Origin of the sequence: Pseudoalteromonas sp. TAE56 (assembly GCF_000497955.1) — a bacterium.
Lineage (GTDB): Bacteria > Pseudomonadota > Gammaproteobacteria > Enterobacterales > Alteromonadaceae > Pseudoalteromonas.
Window position 1 is genome coordinate 46,080 of the sequence record NZ_AUTN01000069.1, and the last position, 17,071, is coordinate 63,150.

At 38.9% G+C, this 17,071-nt stretch carries 13 protein-coding genes, 1 pseudogene and 1 other annotated feature; of the genes and pseudogenes, 5 read left to right on the forward strand and 9 right to left on the reverse strand.

The genetic code is table 11. The features are described 5' to 3' along the window. Positions 1-125 precede the first annotated feature (125 nt). The gene (locus L656_RS0105400) at positions 126-455 is read left to right on the forward strand and encodes a translation initiation factor (RefSeq protein WP_007581414.1); all 330 of its coding nucleotides are present in this window, start codon (positions 126-128) and stop codon (positions 453-455) included. 12 nt (positions 456-467) lie between these two features. Here L656_RS0105400 and L656_RS0105405 read toward each other — a convergent pair whose 3' ends face one another. Next, positions 468-3,482 (reverse strand): bifunctional diguanylate cyclase/phosphodiesterase, encoded by a 3,015-nt coding sequence (locus tag L656_RS0105405; protein WP_024598431.1) that lies wholly within the window; start codon positions 3,480-3,482, stop codon positions 468-470. 192 nt (positions 3,483-3,674) lie between these two features. Continuing rightward, positions 3,675-3,792, forward strand: a sequence feature (Phe leader region). A 44-nt stretch (positions 3,793-3,836) separates the two neighbouring features. Here L656_RS0105405 and L656_RS0105410 point away from each other — a divergent pair. After that, positions 3,837-4,994, forward strand: coding sequence for a chorismate mutase (locus L656_RS0105410; RefSeq protein ID WP_024598432.1), 1,158 nt, complete (start codon positions 3,837-3,839; stop codon positions 4,992-4,994). Positions 4,995-5,121: 127 nt separating this feature from the next. Here L656_RS0105410 and tyrA read toward each other — a convergent pair whose 3' ends face one another. From tyrA to ffh, 6 genes and pseudogenes are all read right to left on the reverse strand, one after another. Continuing rightward, complete coding sequence (gene tyrA / locus L656_RS0105415) at positions 5,122-6,255, reverse strand: bifunctional chorismate mutase/prephenate dehydrogenase (RefSeq protein WP_024598433.1); 1,134 nt, start codon at positions 6,253-6,255, stop codon at positions 5,122-5,124. A gap of 242 nt (positions 6,256-6,497) precedes the next feature. Then, positions 6,498-6,857 carry a 50S ribosomal protein L19 gene (rplS, locus tag L656_RS0105420; protein ID WP_007581406.1) on the reverse strand — a complete coding sequence of 120 codons (360 nt, stop codon included), beginning with the start codon at positions 6,855-6,857 and terminating at the stop codon, positions 6,498-6,500. Between the two features lie 33 nt (positions 6,858-6,890). Further along, on the reverse strand, positions 6,891-7,658 hold the full coding sequence (gene trmD, locus L656_RS0105425; protein WP_007581405.1) for a tRNA (guanosine(37)-N1)-methyltransferase TrmD: 768 nt from the start codon (positions 7,656-7,658) through the stop codon (positions 6,891-6,893). Next, complete coding sequence (gene rimM / locus L656_RS0105430; protein ID WP_010554631.1) at positions 7,658-8,194, reverse strand: ribosome maturation factor RimM; 537 nt, start codon at positions 8,192-8,194, stop codon at positions 7,658-7,660. Before rimM ends, trmD begins: the two co-directional genes overlap by 1 nt. Before the next feature lie 17 nt (positions 8,195-8,211). Further along, the gene (gene rpsP, locus L656_RS0105435) at positions 8,212-8,460 is read right to left on the reverse strand and encodes a 30S ribosomal protein S16 (RefSeq protein WP_002962192.1); all 249 of its coding nucleotides are present in this window, start codon (positions 8,458-8,460) and stop codon (positions 8,212-8,214) included. Positions 8,461-8,720: 260 nt separating this feature from the next. Then, positions 8,721-10,104, reverse strand: a pseudogene (gene ffh / locus L656_RS01000000121960) (signal recognition particle protein). Between the two features lie 253 nt (positions 10,105-10,357). Between ffh and L656_RS0105445 the strand changes: the two are divergent. Both L656_RS0105445 and L656_RS0105450 read left to right on the forward strand, forming a co-directional pair. Next, complete coding sequence (locus L656_RS0105445) at positions 10,358-11,164, forward strand: cytochrome C assembly family protein (RefSeq protein WP_024593585.1); 807 nt, start codon at positions 10,358-10,360, stop codon at positions 11,162-11,164. Between the two features lie 61 nt (positions 11,165-11,225). After that, the gene (locus L656_RS0105450; protein ID WP_024593584.1) at positions 11,226-12,494 is read left to right on the forward strand and encodes an HlyC/CorC family transporter; all 1,269 of its coding nucleotides are present in this window, start codon (positions 11,226-11,228) and stop codon (positions 12,492-12,494) included. A gap of 48 nt (positions 12,495-12,542) precedes the next feature. Here L656_RS0105450 and L656_RS0105455 read toward each other — a convergent pair whose 3' ends face one another. Then, positions 12,543-13,154, reverse strand: coding sequence for a transglycosylase SLT domain-containing protein (locus L656_RS0105455; protein ID WP_010554629.1), 612 nt, complete (start codon positions 13,152-13,154; stop codon positions 12,543-12,545). Between the two features lie 145 nt (positions 13,155-13,299). After that, a complete protein-coding gene (gshA, locus tag L656_RS0105460) occupies positions 13,300-14,877 on the reverse strand; it encodes a glutamate--cysteine ligase (protein WP_024598434.1) in 1,578 nt (525 codons plus the stop codon). A 587-nt stretch (positions 14,878-15,464) separates the two neighbouring features. Here gshA and L656_RS0105465 point away from each other — a divergent pair. Further along, on the forward strand, positions 15,465-17,012 hold the full coding sequence (locus L656_RS0105465; protein WP_024598435.1) for a methyl-accepting chemotaxis protein: 1,548 nt from the start codon (positions 15,465-15,467) through the stop codon (positions 17,010-17,012). The last annotated feature ends 59 nt before the right edge of the window (positions 17,013-17,071 follow it).

Below are 17,071 nucleotides of genomic sequence, written 5' to 3' on the forward strand. Positions count from 1 at the left end.
AATAATATTTCCTTTGAACTAAATATAACCTGTTAAAAGTATTTAGCAAAAAGAAAAACACACAACTTCAAATTTGCTATCATTTACGCCAATATTTAATTAATTTTTATCCATAAAGGTAAGGTATGAGTGATAGTCACTTAGTATATTCAACAAGTACGGGTCGCATTGACCAGCCAAAACCAGAAAAAGAGTTAGAAGCTAAGCTTTTTAAAGATGGTTTTATTCGCATTGAACGTCAAACAAAAGGGCGTAAAGGCAAAGGCGTAATGTTAGTTGTAGGCATTGATCCAAAAGATCACGATTTAAAAAAGTTAGCTAAAACTATAAAAAGCAAAATGGGCCAAGGCGGCGCAGTAAAAGAAGGCATTATTGAAGTGCAAGGTGATGACCGCGATAAACTAAAAGCCATTTTAGAAGCGCTAAAATTTAAAGTTAAAATTGCGGGTGGTTAACCCGCAATTTTATTAACTACTTACTTCGCTATTTGAGAGCTCACTTAACCTTTCATACAATTTTGGTAGTTCGTGCTCCGCAATGGGTTTACTAAAATAATAGCCTTGTACAATGAAGCAATTATTATTTTGTAGAAACTGCATCTGCTCTATTGTCTCAACTCCTTCGGCAACCACGTCTAGCTTTAACTTTTGCGCCATGGCAATAATAGCTGCAGTGATTTCCATATCATTTGTATCCTCAGGGATATCTTTTACAAATGAACGGTCAATTTTCAATATATCAACCGGGAATCGTTTTAAGTAACTGAGCGACGAATAACCAGTACCAAAATCATCAATAGAAATAGATATACCTAAAGCTTTAAGCTCGTGAAGTTGTGTAATTGCAGCTTCTACATTTCCCATTAGCATACTTTCGGTAAGCTCTAAATGAAGGCGCTTAGCCGAAACACCCGTCCTAATTATCATTTTACTCAGTGTTGAGACTAAGCTTGAGTCTTTAAACTGACGAGCAGATAAGTTTATCGATATATTATTTTCTAAGCCTTGCTTTGTTAATCTTACGGCAAAATCACAAGACTCTTGAAGCACCCATTCGCCTAATTCAACTATAAGGCCTGTCGCTTCTGCAATAGGAATAAATTTATCTGGAGGGATTGCGCCTTCAGTTGGGTGGAACCATCTTAATAACGCTTCATAACCAACTACCTGATGAGTACGACTATCAACTTGAGGTTGGTAGTAAACTACAAACTGTTTTTCTTTTAGTCCTATACGTAGCTCATTTTCAATAAATAAACGCTCATTAGCAGCTGCGTTCAATTCCTGGCTATAAAAGTGGAATGTATTACGCCCTTTTGCTTTTGCCTCATACATAGCTAAGTCAGCATGTTTTAATAACTGATCCTCTTCTAGGCTATCGTACGGAGCCATTGTAATACCAATACTCGCGCTCACAATAACTTCATTGCTACCTAGTTTAATAGGTACATTTAGCGTTTTTTGAATTGTATTGGCAACATCAGTCGCGTGAGCTTGGCTTTCTATACCACTGAGCAACACTGCAAATTCATCACCACCTAGGCGTGCTATGGTGTCCTCGGCTCGTAAACGTTTTTTAAGTCTGTTTGCCACTTCAATTAATAATTGATCGCCTGCATCGTGGCCTAATGTATCGTTAATACGTTTAAATTCGTCTAAATCAAAGTAAAATAATGCAAACGCATAGTGCCCACGTTCAGCTAATGCCATTGATTTGCGTAATTGCATTCTAAAGAACGTTCTGTTGGCAAGACCAGTAAGGGTGTCAAAGTAAGCAAGTTGCTCCATTTTACGCTGGCTTTCTTTTACAAACGAAATGTCTTGTGCTGATGCTACATAACTGATTATTTCACCGCCCTCTTCACGAATTGGTGAAACACTTAAAGACACCCAAATTGGCTCTTTATTCAAGCCTTGGATTAATGTATCACCGCGCCAATAATTACGGCTGCGTAAATCTATGTCTATATCTTCAACTAAAATAGACATCTCTGAGGCAATAATATTCAGTAATGGCGCTCTGTTGAAATGGCTTTCTGGGTAGCCTGTCATTTCTAGCATTTTTGGATTTACGTATTCAATTACAAAATTCTCATCGGTGATCACAACGCCAGTGCCCGAGAATGCGACCGCTTTAGATAAACGATTAGCTGCTTTTTCAGCAATTTCTTTTTCTGTAATTCTCTGGTTTAAGCCATCGATAAGTTTGCGAATTTCTACCGTCATGTCTCTAAATGAGCCATTAAGCGTGCCAATCTCATCTTTGTTTTCTGGTGGAAATTCTGTAGTTAATTGACCTTTGCCAAAACTTGTAACTGCATAAACCAAAGTATGTAAACGGCGAAGGACTAGTTGATAAAGCGCTTGATGCAGCAATAAGGCAACTAATATTGCGTATAAAATAAAGAGACCGAAAAACTTCAGTTTTAAATCTTGTAATGCAGATAACGTAGATGAACGCTTTTTATATACCCCTATGTACCAATCTAAGTCATCAATCTTACGAATATTGATAATATGAGCTTCGTCATTTTTTTCAAATGAATTTGCGTATTCAGGTAACTTCACTGCAATAACATCGTCAATAATCGACTGCAGCGCTGGGTTTACAAATTCGTTAGTAGCGAGTGCTTTATTATCACTACCATAGTCAGCTAGTAAGGTCGGATTTAAGTCTGGGTGTGCCAACAATTGCCCTTTGCTATCAAACACAAGTAGGTGTTTTTCTTTATCACCAACAGGTAAAAACGAAATAAGTTTGTTGAGGGAAATATCGCTCCCCGTCACACCTAAAAACTCATTATCAACATAAACAGGTACTAGTAGGCTAATAACCCACTTGCGCCATACTGTATCGTAGTAGACTTTTGACCATGCAGGCTCTCTTACTGTTTCAAGCGTGCTCTTAATCGATTTATAAGTTGAGCCATTCGTCGCTCTAAAACCAGCTGGTGCGTTCAGTGCCCAGTTTGGAGGAGAAACACGAATAAAATCATCATCTGTAATGAGATAAAAGTTAAAAAAGTCGTGTACCAGTGTAGGAGATATTATACGCCACAGCATCTCAGAATCATTAAATAGGCGTTTATAAAAAGGAGAGTAATTTTGCTGCGGTAAAAATGCTGCTGATAAGCCATCAGCCGAGGCACTTCGAATCGTACCGTCGCTATTAAACTGTAACTGTGATTTGTTGCTTAAATTAATTGGTGAATTGGGTTGGAAAAGTTGCTGTGTTACTACGTTATTAGCTTGCTGCGCAATATTTATTTTTGTTTTAATGCGCTCATTAAATTGCTTCACTAATAAGTCTGTCGAGCTTTTTAAAATCTCATGTTCTTCAAAAACAAGTTGTTTCTCTTCAGATTTAAGCATTAAGGCAGCCGCACACACCCCTGCTATTAGGCAAATAGCGGATATGAGTAGCGATAGTTTTACACTTAAAGAATTCAATCCAAAACGCGATGGAGGGCGTCTGTAAACCACGGGTCAACCTTAATTATTAATAATTGTTATTATTTGAACCAGTTAACGAAATATACCAGATCCAGTTTCATATTTATAAATTATTTGTAAACTTTCTATAAAAACTAATATAGAGAAATAAATAGTACCCTAAGCTTATTTAGATCTTTATTGACATTGTTAGCAACTCTCCATACATTAACCGCATGAAAATATTTATCTCTCGCACTTTTTTTTCGTTTTTTAGCTTCTTTATATAGGAGAGGCTTCCCTGTTTGTGAGATAAAATCAATCGAATAGTAAAGCCTCCCAACCGGGAGGCTTTTTTGTTTTTGCTGTGTAATAACAGCTTACTTTTGGAATGAGGATACCAAAATGACAAATGATGTTTTAAATACCCTAAGACACGATATAAATGAAATAGACTCTGATTTACTCGTGTTATTAGCTAAACGCCGCCGCATTAGCCATGGTGTGGTTGAGTACAAAATTGCTAACAACAAACCAATTCGCGATGAAGCTCGCGAACTAGCACTTTTAGAAAAACTGATTGGTTATGGTAAATCACTAGGTTTAGATGCTTACTACGTAAATAATGTTTTCCAAACTATTTTGGAAGACTCTGTTTTACACCAACAAGCAATGTTACAAAAAAATCTGAATCCAGATGCCCTCAGTGAAACACACCGTGTAACTTACTTAGGTGGTCAGGGTTCTTATAGCCAACTAGCATGTCATAAATATTTTAGCCGCCGCCCGGGTAAATTAGTTGAAATTGGCTGTACATCGTTTGATGAAATAACAGGTAAAGTAGAAAACGGCCAAGCTGATTTTGGTTTACTACCCATTGAAAACACAAGCTCTGGTAGTATTAACGAGGTGTTTGACTTATTACAGCACGCACAAGTATCAATTGTTGGTGAGGTAACTCACAGTGTAGAGCACTGCTTGCTCGCAAACCCTGAGACTGAACTTAGTCAACTAACAAAAATATTTGCACACCCGCAACCATTTGCGCAGTGCAGCCGTTTTTTACAAGGCTTAGGTGATTTACAACACGAAACATGTGATTCAACATCAAGCGCGCTACAATCAGCTCTGAACACACCATACAGTGCAGCAATTGGCTCTGCACAAGCGGGGAAAAACGTAGGGCTTGAGGTTATTAAATCAAACCTAGCTAATCAAAGCGAAAACCATAGCCGCTTTATTGTTGTTGCACGTAAGCCTCTACAAGTATCTAACCAAATTCCAACTAAAACTAGTTTGATCATGTCGACAAAACAGCAAGCTGGCTCACTAGCCGATGCGCTAATGATTTTTAAACAGCACAAGATTAATTTAGTAAAACTTGAATCTCGCCCTACTCCGGGTAATCCGTGGGAAGAAGTTTTTTATGTTGACCTAGAAGCAAACTTAGCCGAAAGCCAAGTAAAAGAAGCGCTAGAAGAGCTTAAAGAGCACACCCAATATGTACGTATTTTAGGATGCTACCAAAGCGAGTCATTGCAGGCCGTAAGCGTTAATACTTAATAAGCAATTTTACAAATCAAAAAGGGCCAATCTTGGCCCTTTTTAGTTAACCAGTACCAATCTGTATAAGTATTTGAGTAATTTAACGAATTAAGTCCCCATACTTAAGCAAACGGTATAACAAATATTAATCTAAAACTTTTGAATCATTCGCTTTATTTAATAAGCTTCGACTTTGCGTTAAAAAGTGTTCTGTAGAGTCAGAAAAGTAAACTTTAGCTTCAGCAAAAGAATCAATAAGCGCGGCTTTATCTCCCGCTTTTAATTTAGCTAATGTACTTGCAAAGGTATCTTGGTACTGTGCAAGTAGGTTCTCTACATCATCAAATTGTGCGAGCATAATATCTGAGTACAGCTCAGGCGACTGTGCAAACAAACGCCCGACCATCATCAACTCTAATTGATATATAGGTGACGAGCAACTGCGCAACTCTTCTAGCGTATGACTTTGTTTTGCTAAAAACTGTCCGTACACAAATGTCGTTAAATGGCGCATTACTTGAATAATTTGCATTGCTTCATCATGTTTTTTAGCATCAAGCTCAACAAGCTGGCAACCCCATACTTGTAACTGCTGTAATAAACCTTTTGCCGCTTGGTGCTCTCGCCCTTCACATACAACAACTGTTTGTTTTACCCAATGTGATATATCGGGCCCAAACATTGGATGTAAACCAACCACAGGGCCACTGTGCGCAGCTTTTAATGCTTTAATAGGCGATTGCTTTACCGATGTAATATCTACAAGTAAACAGTCTTCATCTAGTTTAGGTAACTTAGCAACGACAGCGTCTAATGCATTAATAGGTACGCTAATCATTACCAGCTTGGCACCTTTTAAAATACTTTTAGCATCGTTTTGCTGATCTTTATCTAAAATTTTAACTTCGTAACCTGAGCGAATAAACTGCTGTGCAAATAACTGCCCCATGGCACCTTGACCACCCACAATTACAATTGGCGAAAGCTCTGGCGCTGCGCATGCAAGTTTCGCTTGTTGGTTTTGATAGGCTTCTCGCATCATACGTCTTAGTATATCTTCAACGAGATCTGGGCTTACATTTTGATTTATTGCTTCTTGTCGTCTTGCCGCTAATAGCTCTGCTTCACGGACAGGTGCATGTAAAGGCGCGCCTGTTTGTTGTTTTATCTCACCAATTTTTTGCGTAATACCATTACGTTTAGCGAGTAAGGCAACAAGTTGTGCATCGCATTCATCTATACCTTCTCTTAGCTGTGCTAAATCACTTATGTCAGCCACGTTCGTCCCACCTTAAAAAACCAAATAACGTAAATATAAATTTACATAAAAGTAAACTAATCAATACGATAAATACTAACAGGATCAGCTAACTGAGAAAAGGTTAAAGCGGAAATTTTACTAATGAGGAATTGAGAATTGAGAATTGAGAATTGAGAATTGAGAAAATAATATTCTAAAACCAAAACGGGTTGCAACCCGAAGGATGCAACCCGTTTTTTTGCGTTGATAAACAGCGCGTATTAGTTAAGTTTTTCTCTAATACGTGCAGATTTACCAGAACGCTCACGTAGATAGTAAAGCTTAGCACGGCGAACTGCACCGCGACGCTTAACTGTTACGCTATCAATAAGAGGGCTGTGCGTTTGGAATACACGCTCAACGCCTTCACCGTTCGAGATTTTACGAACTGTGAATGCTGAGTGAAGACCACGATTACGCTTAGCGATTACAACACCTTCAAAGGCCTGTAGACGCTCTTTAGCACCTTCTTTTACTTTTACCTGTACAACCACTGTATCACCAGGGCCAAATGCAGGTACGTCTGTTTTAAGCTGCTCATCTTCAAGCGCTTTAATAATATTTTGGTTTACTTTTGCCATTATGTTTCTCACTTTCCTAGGTGTAACTGTCTTCTAGCCACAAGCTTTTTGGTACTCTTGCTGAAATTTCGCGAGTAATACCGCTTGCTCCTCAGTCAGAGCTAGGTTATGCAACAAGTCAGGACGTCGTAACCAAGTTCTGCCTAATGACTGCATAAGCCGCCATTTTGCTATCTCTTGGTGGTTGCCACTGAGTAATACAGCAGGAACCTGTTTGTCGTCCAATGTTTCTGGTCGTGTATAGTGTGGACAATCTAACAAGCCATCCGAAAATGAATCTTGTTCCGCTGACTGGTTATGACCTAACACACCTGGCACTAATCGCGCTACTGCGTCAATTAATGTCATGGCAGGTAGTTCGCCACCACTCAAAATAAAATCACCAATTGACCATTCTTCGTCAACATATGATTCTATTATTCTCTCATCTATACCTTCATAGCGACCGGCAATCAAAATCAGTTTTTTAGAGTTAGCGAGTTCGCTAGCACCTTGCTGATCAAGTTTGCGCCCTTGCGGGGACATATAAATTACTTTAGCACCATCACCAGCTGCTTTTTTAGCTTCGGCAATCGCTTTTTTTAATGGCTCAACCATCATTAACATACCAGGTCCGCCCCCGTAAGGACGGTCATCTACGGTTCTATGCTTATCTAAAGCGTAGTCTCGCGGATTCCAGCAGTTAAAATCAATTAAGCCATTTTTTACTGCGCGACCGGTAACACCTTGGTCTGTAATAGCGTCAAACATGTCTGGAAAAAGGCTTATCACCCCTACCCATAATGAACTAGTTTGCGTCATTAAAAACCAGGATCCCAGTCTACGGTAATTTCTCTTGCGTCGTATTTAACTTCTTTAATAACTGAATCAGTTAAAAAAGGAATCAAACGCTCAGCTTGACCAAATGCGTCTTTACTGTTTGCTTTAACAACCAGTACGTCATTTGATCCTGTCTCCATCAGGTCATCAACAATGCCTAAGCTATAACCTTTATCGGTTACAACAGACATGCCAATGAGATCTCGCCAATAGAACTCACCTTGCGGGAGTTCTGGTAAATGCGCTGCATCCATTGAGATTTCAGCATGGGTATAAGCCATTGCTTCGTCTCGGTCGTTTACCTGCGCAAATTTAGCGATAAAGCCTTTGTTGTGGCGACGCCAGTCGACCACTTCTAAGGACTGCCATTTACCTTGCTGCCCTATCAACCACGGGCTGAAATCGAAGATCCCTACGGGATCATCAGTAAATGAATGTACCTTAAGCCAGCCCTTTATACCATATGGGGCACCGAGCTTTCCTACGACAATTATTGATGAGGTGTTCTCTTGACTCATGGTTACACTTACGCCTATTAAGCCGCTTTACGAGCGTCTTTTACTAACTTAGCTACGCGATCTGAAAGAGATGCGCCCTGACCTACCCAGTGTTCAACACGTGGTAAATCTAAACGAATTTTTTCTTCTTGACCTGAAGCAATTGGGTTAAAAAAGCCTACTTTCTCGATGAAGCGACCGTCACGCGAGAAACGGCTATCCGCAACCACAATTTGATAGAAAGGGCGTTTTTTAGCGCCACCACGTTGCAAACGAATAGTTACCATACCGTCCTCTATAAAGATTGACTGTTTTCATTAATAAGATTTACTCCCCAGAATGGGGAGCTGGGGAATTGTACGAGTTTTTGGCAATAACGCAAGTAAGAAGTGAACCAAAAAGGCAGTTTAGTAGGTTAAACCGTGATCTCAACGACAAATAAGAGTTAAAGGTGTATTACATGCATAATTTATTCAACAAAAAAGGAGCTATTTGCTCCTTTAAATATGATTCGCTATTATTTTAAAAAGTAACTTAATGGTACTTTTTAAAATTTAGGACCGCCGCCGCCCATCATTCCAGGTGGTAACATGCCTTTCATACCGCGCATCATTTTAGTCATGCCGCCTTTACCTTTCATTTTTTTCATCATTTTTTGCATTTGCGTAAACTGCTTAAGCAACTTATTGATCTCTTGTACTTGCGTACCTGAGCCTGCTGCGATGCGTTTTTTACGCGAACCTTTAATGATTTCTGGGCGTGCGCGCTCTTTTTTAGTCATAGAGCTAATAATAGCTTCCATTTGGATAAATGTTTTATCACCCATTTGACCTTTAACAGCATCTGGTAAGTTAGACATACCAGGGAGCTTATCAAGCATTGACATCATGCCACCCATATTCTTCATTTGCTTTAATTGATCAGCAAAGTCGTCAAGGGTAAAACCTGCGCCTTTAAATACTTTTTCAGCAACTCGAGCAGCTTGCTCTTTGTCGACTTTCATTTCGACTTCTTCGATTAATGAAAGTACGTCACCCATGCCTAAAATACGTGACGCTATGCGGTCTGGGTGAAAAGGTTCAAGTGCGTCAGTGCGCTCACCCACACCCATAAACTTAATAGGCTTGCCAGTGATATGACGAATCGATAAAGCTGCGCCACCACGTGCATCACCATCGGTTTTTGTTAATATAACACCGGTAAGTGGTAATGCTTCGTCGAATGCTTTAGCTGTATTCGCCGCATCTTGACCTGTCATTGCATCAACAACGAACAAGGTTTCAATTGGATTGATTGCTTTATGGAGATCTTTAATTTCATCCATCATGTTGCTATCAACATGTAGACGACCTGCAGTATCAACAAGTACTACATCTATAAATTTCTTTTTAGCATGTGAAATTGCAGCGGTTGCAATATCAACTGGTTTTTGCGAAATATCACTTGGGAAAAAATCAACATCAACTTCTGCTGCAAGCGTTTCTAGCTGTTTAATAGCCGCTGGACGATAAACATCGGCACTTACTACAAGTACTGATTTCTTTTTTCGCTCTTTTAAAAACTTAGCAAGCTTAGCTACACTGGTGGTTTTACCCGCACCTTGTAGACCCGCTACCATTACAACGGCTGGNTGGCGGTTGCGCATTTAGACTTAGCTCTTCATTAGCCTCACCCATTGCTTTTTCTAGTTCTTCACGCACTATTTTTATAAATACTTGGCCCGGGCTTAAGCTTTTTGTAACTTCAACCCCAACTGCACGTTCTTTAACTTGTTTTACAAACTCGCGAACAACAGGCAATGCCACATCGGCTTCTAAAAATGCCATACGCACTTCGCGAAGTGTGTCTTTTATGTTGTCTTCCGTCAGACGGCCACGGCCACTGATATTTTTTAAGGTTTTACCTAATCGTTCTTGGAGGTTCTCAAACATGTAACGGTTCCGATAAGACGTTTATATCAATCCATTTAAATTTTACGGTTAATTTGATTTTTCAATTAACCTAGATTGACTTATTAAGTTTCAATTAAAAGTAGTATACCGTATATGGCGCCTTACAATATAGTGTTCAAGTGCACCTTGTTGAGTTTCTTTTTTTAAGGTCTATGCATTTGCTTTGCTATAAAATACAATGGCTATATAACAACAAGGATTATTTTGTCTCAAATTAAGTGGCCCAAGCACAATGCTGATTATTAGTTTAACTATTATTGCCAGTTTATTTTATGTGTTAGCAACGTCTCACGTGCTTTCACGCCTGTTTCATCAACAAGGCCCTAGCCAAAAAGTAACCGTTATTTTAAGCACGGTTGCTATAGTGGCGCATATGCTGCTGTTAGTTAACTCTGTTTTTAGAGCCGACGGTCAAGATTTAAGTATCGTAAACGTCGCTCTTTTGACCTGCTGGGTGATTGTAGTTTCGGTGACGGCTGTCTCACTAAAATTCCCTGCGACTTTATTGTTGCCCGTTGTTTATGGTTTTGGTGCCTTACTAACCATTGCCAGTTTATTTATTCCTCATCATATTTTATTACAAAGTATTAATATTGAGGTGGGTTTAGTAACGCACATCTCCTTATCTTTGTTAGCCTACTGTATTTTAATTATTGCTACTTTATATGGTGTACAGTTTTATTTTATTGATAAACGTTTAAAACGTAAAGATTTAGCAATTGTGCACAGCCACCTTCCGCCTTTAATGGTTGTGGAGCGCCAGCTTTACCAACTTCTTAATTTAGGCACTATATTACTCACATTTGCATTACTTTCAGGGTTTGTATTTCTTGATGGAATGTTCGCTAAAGAGTTCATTCATAAAACAATATTATCGTTAGTTGCGTGGGCTATTTTTGCCGTTGTAGCTATCGGGCATATGAAAAAGGGTTGGCGCGGTAAACCGGTGGTTATTACAATCATGGTCGCTGCATTTGTCCTCACACTCGCTTATTTTGGCAGCCGTTTCATACAAGAAGTGATACTAAATAAGTTTTAACTTGACTCTGCTTGCTCACTCTAGCTTAATACGCATTGATTTATAAGAAAAGGATCCATCGTTGGACGACATATCGACAAGTACCCTATTTATCATTTTAGGTTTTTTGGTGCTTTTTTCTGCTTATTTTTCTGGTTCAGAAACCGGAATTATGTCAATCAATCGTATACGCCTGCGACACCTCGCTAAAGAGGATCATCGTGCAGCTAAACGAGTCAGTAAATTACTTAGCCGTCCAGATAGGCTCATCGGTTTAATTTTAATCGGTAATAATCTTGTCAATATAGCAGCAGCCCAAGTTGCAACCATTATAGGTATTCGCCTTTACGGTGACCTAGGTATTGCTATAGCAACGGGTGTGTTAACTCTAGTTGTGCTTATATTTGCAGAAGTAACACCTAAAACCCTTGCTGCCCTCTACCCTGAAAAAGTTGCTTTTCCAAGTTCAATAATACTTAAGGGATTACTAAAAATTCTCTTCCCTTTTGTTGTGGTTATTAACTGGATGACAAACGGTATACTGCGGTTATTTGGTATTAGTGCCGCTCAAATCGACGAACACAGCATGAGTAAAGAAGAATTAAAAACAGTACTCAATGAGTCCGGTGCACTTATTCCTGCTCGTCATCAAAGTATGCTGACTTCAATTTTAGATTTAGAACAAGTTACCGTTGAAGATATTATGATCCCACGAAACGAAATTGTGGCCATTGATATTAATGACGATTGGAAACTAATTAGTCGCCAACTTACCCATGCACAACATACTCGCGTGTTGTTGTATCGCGATAACATAGATGATGCAGTAGGTTTTATTCACTCACGTGATGCGCTTCGTCTACTTACAAAAGAGCAATTTGATAAACCTTCTTTGCTACGAGCTGTACGTGAAATTTACTTTATCCCAGAAGGAACATCACTAAATACTCAGCTATTAAAGTTTCAGCAATCTAAAGAACGCATAGGCTTAGTGGTAGATGAGTATGGCGACATCCAAGGCCTAGTGACCCTAGAAGATATTTTAGAAGAAGTTGTTGGCGATTTTACAACGACGCAAACTCGTACGCCAAGCGAAGAAGTAGAAACACAAACTGATGGCTCATGTATTGTGGATGGCGGCGCTAACGTACGCGATTTAAATAAAGAAATGGGTTGGGATTTTCCGCTAGATGGACCTAAAACTCTGAGTGGTTTAATTGTTGAATACTTGGAGAATATTCCTGATGCAAATATTAGTTTGCGTATCGCGGGATATCCTATTGAAGTACTCGAAGTAAAAGAAAACATGATAAAACAAGTGAAGATACTGCCGAATAAGCGTTCTCGCTAAATAAAAAAGGAGCCAATTGGCTCCTTTTTTATATCCATTAATAACTATCTAGCCAAATATAAGACGTTCAAACCAACCTTTATCAAGCTCTTCTTCGCAGTGTTTTAATTGCGCACCATAACGGCTAGCTCTGTGCTTAACTTTGTTCGCAACACCCATTAGCCACTTTTTCTTTTTGTACGTGCCACGCTTATACCCACCCCAACCTTCATGATAATTAAGGTATTGTGCGTAAGCATCCCATTTAGATATTTTATTTACTTTATGCGTTTTATAAACAAACCACGCCATAAAGTCGATTGCATCGTCAAAGTCGTCTCTATCAGCACCGTTGTTGCCTGTTTCACGAATATAATCAGACCATGTTGGTGTTTTAGCTTGCGAGTAACCATAGGCATCACTTGCGCGACCGGTAGGAATTATCCATAAGAAGTACTCCATTGGCGGAGCGGCATCATGCTTAAATGAGCTTTCTTGGTACATCATACTCATGAGTACATGCTTGGGAGAACCCCATTTTTCTTGTGCATCTTTTGCGTCGAAATACCAATCTGGCTTTTCTTCAAAGATTTTACATAAATCGTTAGGTTGCTTTGGAGGCGCTGTAGCACAACCGGCTAAAGTAATGGCGAGAGATAGGATAATTGCATTTTTTTTCATTTTTCTAAGATCTCACAGAACTTTTTTAAAAAGTGCGGGTCTGACTCAATGAATGCAGCAGTACAGCATTAATTCATCCCTGAATATATTTACGCAGCCAACTTGGGCTGCGTTTTTTTTGCTTAAATTTTGCTAAATATAAAGGTTATTTACCGTCAAAATACGCATCTAAAAACGCGGTAAATGACTGGGTATCTGCCTGCTCAATTGCAGCTTGTGCTTCGTTAGACTCTACTACTTGTTGTTCCAGCCAAGGTTTTAAAAACTCGCTGTAGCCTGTATCTGCGTGGCTTTGCTTATATTTACTAGCCAATGCTAGTGCAAAATGCCCGTTGTCTAAACCAGACTCTTTTAACTGTGACACGTAACGTCCAGAGTAAGTAAGCTCTGGATTATGTATCCACGTTGCCATGCGCTTTATAGTATCCGAGTAATAGTTAACACCATAAGCATTATCCATCCATTTAGCGACATCAGTAAGCTGGGTAAATATTTCATCGCCCCACGACTGAAGGCTACGCTGTGTGTTATTAAAGTTAAGCATTAGCCCTTCTTCTCGACCTTGGTTTACTACTGTGTCGAGATTTTCAGTACTACGCGCTTGTTCTTTCCAATCCATTGGAGCTGAATCTTTTAATAAACAATACGTTAAAAACACATCTAAAAAGTGAATTTGTTCAATATCAATACCAACTTCACTAAACGGGTTTACGTCTAATGCGCGAATTTCTACGTATTCAATGCCAGCTCGAAGCAATGCATCCGTTGGCGTTTCACCACTTTTTGCATTACGCTTAGGACGAATTGGCGAGTAAAATTCGTTTTCAATCTGCAGAATATTTTTATTTAACTGCTTAGGGTTTTCACTCTTGTAGTCATCAAGATCACCATAAATTTCTGATGGTGTGTTGATTGCTTTTTTAAGGCCCGCTACATATTCATCTAACGAGTTATACATTACGCGTAGTGACGACTGCGCGCTATTTGTATAGCCTAAATTACCTAAACGCAGTGCTGTACCAACTTCTAAGTAAAGCGTGCCTTTACCTAGTTTTTTAAATGGTAAGTCGGTTTTTCGCCCTTGCAAAAATGAGTTACACAATGCTGGCGATGCGCCAAACATATAACTTATTAGCCATAGTTCGCGTTTAAAGTTACGAATCAGCGCTAAATAACCTTCTGAGATAAAATCTTGAAGGTTTGCATTGCTTTTTTGTAACGAATGAAGTGACTGCCAAAGCGTATCTGGAAATGAAATATTAAAGTGAACACCCGCAATTGCTTGCATCATACTACCGTAACGATTTTTTAATCCTTCACGGTATAGTGTTTTCATTTGGCCTGTATTTGAACTACCAAATTGAGCTAGCACTATATCGTCTTGGTGCTCAATAAAACATGGCATGCTAATAGGCCAAAGCAGTTCATCACCCATTTTTTCTAGAGTGAACTTTTGAAGGTCTTTTAATTGCTTAAGCGTTTGCGTTGACGATTCACTAACTGGAGTAATAAATTCAAGTAAAGACTCAGAAAAATCAGTTGTGATATGGCCGTTAGTTAACGCACTGCCCACACCTTTTGGGTGACCTTGAGGTGATATAGCGCCATTATCTTGTATTCTTAGCGACTCTCGCTCTATGCCACGTTTAATGCCTTTAACTGCATGTTGGTGCTCATTTACTGATAACGCTTCAAGTGCGTTAGCTAAATCATGTGTTGTCAAAAAATCTTTCCTCGGGCCACGTGGCTTAATCATAAGGTTATGGGGGCTAATTACTTAGACTCAAGATAAATACCAATTTTATTGAAAATATGATCATTCTATCGCATTAAATAGCGCACTCACTGCGTTAAAAATTATTCATATAGAACAACTATATGTCATAATTTTCGCCTTACTATTGTGCTATTTTCTTAGCGCTATAATAGATCCTTATTTAATGCAACTGGTATAAATTGCTAAGAACAATATAATTTTTCTAAGTTAATAATTATTTACCCACTCTATACATGCGTTTGATATGACCAACATCATTATATTAAGTCGTAATATTGCCATTGCTCTGGGCATTATACAAATGCTTTAAATGCGTATTTAAGTATAAATTAAATACGCAAAATATAAGCCTAAAATAATAGACCGTAACTTGTTTAAAATGAGCTCAATTTAGCTATCCGACATTTAAATTTGATCTAGATCAATAAACGCAATTATTTGCCTTATGAGCATACAAGGAATGACGCTATTTTTTGCTTTGTAGTGTGTAACCAATATAATGACAGCAACAATAAAGGATGATAATAAACATAATGCACAATGATAAAAGCTTAAAAAATGAAGAAGTATACTTTGATGAGTCACGAGAGCTTGTTTCTACTACCGACCTCAAAGGTGTAATAACATACGTCAATCAAGAGTTTTGCTCTGTGGCAGGATATAGCGCACAAGAGCTTATCGGTCAGCATCATAATATTGTTCGTCACCCTGATATGCCAAAAGCTGCTTTTAAAGAAATGTGGGCAACATTAAAAAAAGAACACTCGTGGCGTGGTATGGTTAAAAACCGCTGTAAAGATGGCCGTTATTATTGGGTAGATGCCTTTGTAACACCCATTTTTGAGCATAGCCGACTTGTTGGTTATCAATCAGTAAGAACCAAAGCGAGCTCTCAACTTAAACAACGTGCACACGCTCTTTACAACAAAATAAATACCAATAAGTCATCATTTAAACTACGAGAACACACCACAATAAGACAAGGCATTACTTTTATATGCCTATTACTTTGGCTGATTTTTATTGCTGTTACGGGATCAATCTCTTTAGCTGTAATTAGCCTATTGATGTGCGCCTTAGTTATTGCGCTAAATTATGACGAACTGATTGTTACCCCTAAAATATTACGCGAACAAAAAGCAAAAGCCGATTCAATCTCTCGCTATATTTACAGCGGCCACACACCGCATAGCGTAAGTGATTATAGAGAGCAAATGCTAAGCGCAAAGTTGCGCACGGTTCTTGGCCGTATGAAAGACTCTACATTAAGCTTCAATGGCATTGCGACTGATCTAGATAAACAATCTACGCTTACTGAAAAAGGCATTTCTTCGCAAGGTGAGCGTTTAGAACAAATTGCATCAGCGATGACTCAAATGAGCTCTACCATTGGTGAAATATCGGTGAATACCGCTCAAACAGCTGATAAAGTGAATAACACCCACCAAAGTTGCTCTGAAATAAAAGACCATATTGCAGATAATAGTAAAATGGTATCTGATTTAGCTTTTCAAGTAGAAAAGGCTGCAACCACAGCCACCAGCTTAGCCTCTGAAGCAGATAAGATTGGTAAGGTAATGAGTGAAATAGAGGGAATTGCCGATCAAACTAACTTACTTGCCCTTAATGCAGCGATTGAAGCAGCTAGAGCGGGAGAGCATGGTCGAGGCTTTGCTGTAGTCGCCGATGAGGTAAGGACTCTTTCGTCACGCACTCAAAATGCTACGACACAAATCCATAGCTCTATTAAAGAAATACAAGACACTTTATTTAGCTGGTCCAAAGTAATGCAAAGCACTAAAGCACAAGCCGATAACTGTGTTTTGACAACCGATAAAACCCAAGTTGAATTAGAGGGGATTTTTATCCAAATCAGTGAAATATCTCACTTGGCAATACAAATATCATCCGCTGCAGAAGAGCAACAAATGGTTAGTAACGACATTAGTAATAATGTTTCGCAAATTAAAGATTTTGGCGATAACAACTTAAGCTTAAGCTTTAATGTGGCAAAAGGTGCAGCTGAGCTTGTTGAAGGCTCACGTAGAGTGAACGATTTATTACTAACCTTTAAAGTTTAATACCTAGCAATATAGTCGACATAAAAAAGCCGCTATTTTAGCGGCTTTTGACTTTAATT

Coding starts and splice junctions, on each gene's coding strand:
- L656_RS0105400 (WP_007581414.1), top strand. CDS start 126: ATGAGTGATAGTCACTTAGTATATTCAACAAGTACGGGTCGCATTGAC.
- L656_RS0105410 (WP_024598432.1), top strand. CDS start 3,837: ATGACAAATGATGTTTTAAATACCCTAAGACACGATATAAATGAAATA.
- rplS (WP_007581406.1), bottom strand. CDS start 6,857: ATGGCAAAAGTAAACCAAAATATTATTAAAGCGCTTGAAGATGAGCAG.
- trmD (WP_007581405.1), bottom strand. CDS start 7,658: ATGACGCAAACTAGTTCATTATGGGTAGGGGTGATAAGCCTTTTTCCA.
- rimM (WP_010554631.1), bottom strand. CDS start 8,194: ATGAGTCAAGAGAACACCTCATCAATAATTGTCGTAGGAAAGCTCGGT.
- rpsP (WP_002962192.1), bottom strand. CDS start 8,460: ATGGTAACTATTCGTTTGCAACGTGGTGGCGCTAAAAAACGCCCTTTC.
- L656_RS0105445 (WP_024593585.1), top strand. CDS start 10,358: ATGCTGATTATTAGTTTAACTATTATTGCCAGTTTATTTTATGTGTTA.
- L656_RS0105455 (WP_010554629.1), bottom strand. CDS start 13,154: ATGAAAAAAAATGCAATTATCCTATCTCTCGCCATTACTTTAGCCGGT.
- L656_RS0105465 (WP_024598435.1), top strand. CDS start 15,465: ATGCACAATGATAAAAGCTTAAAAAATGAAGAAGTATACTTTGATGAG.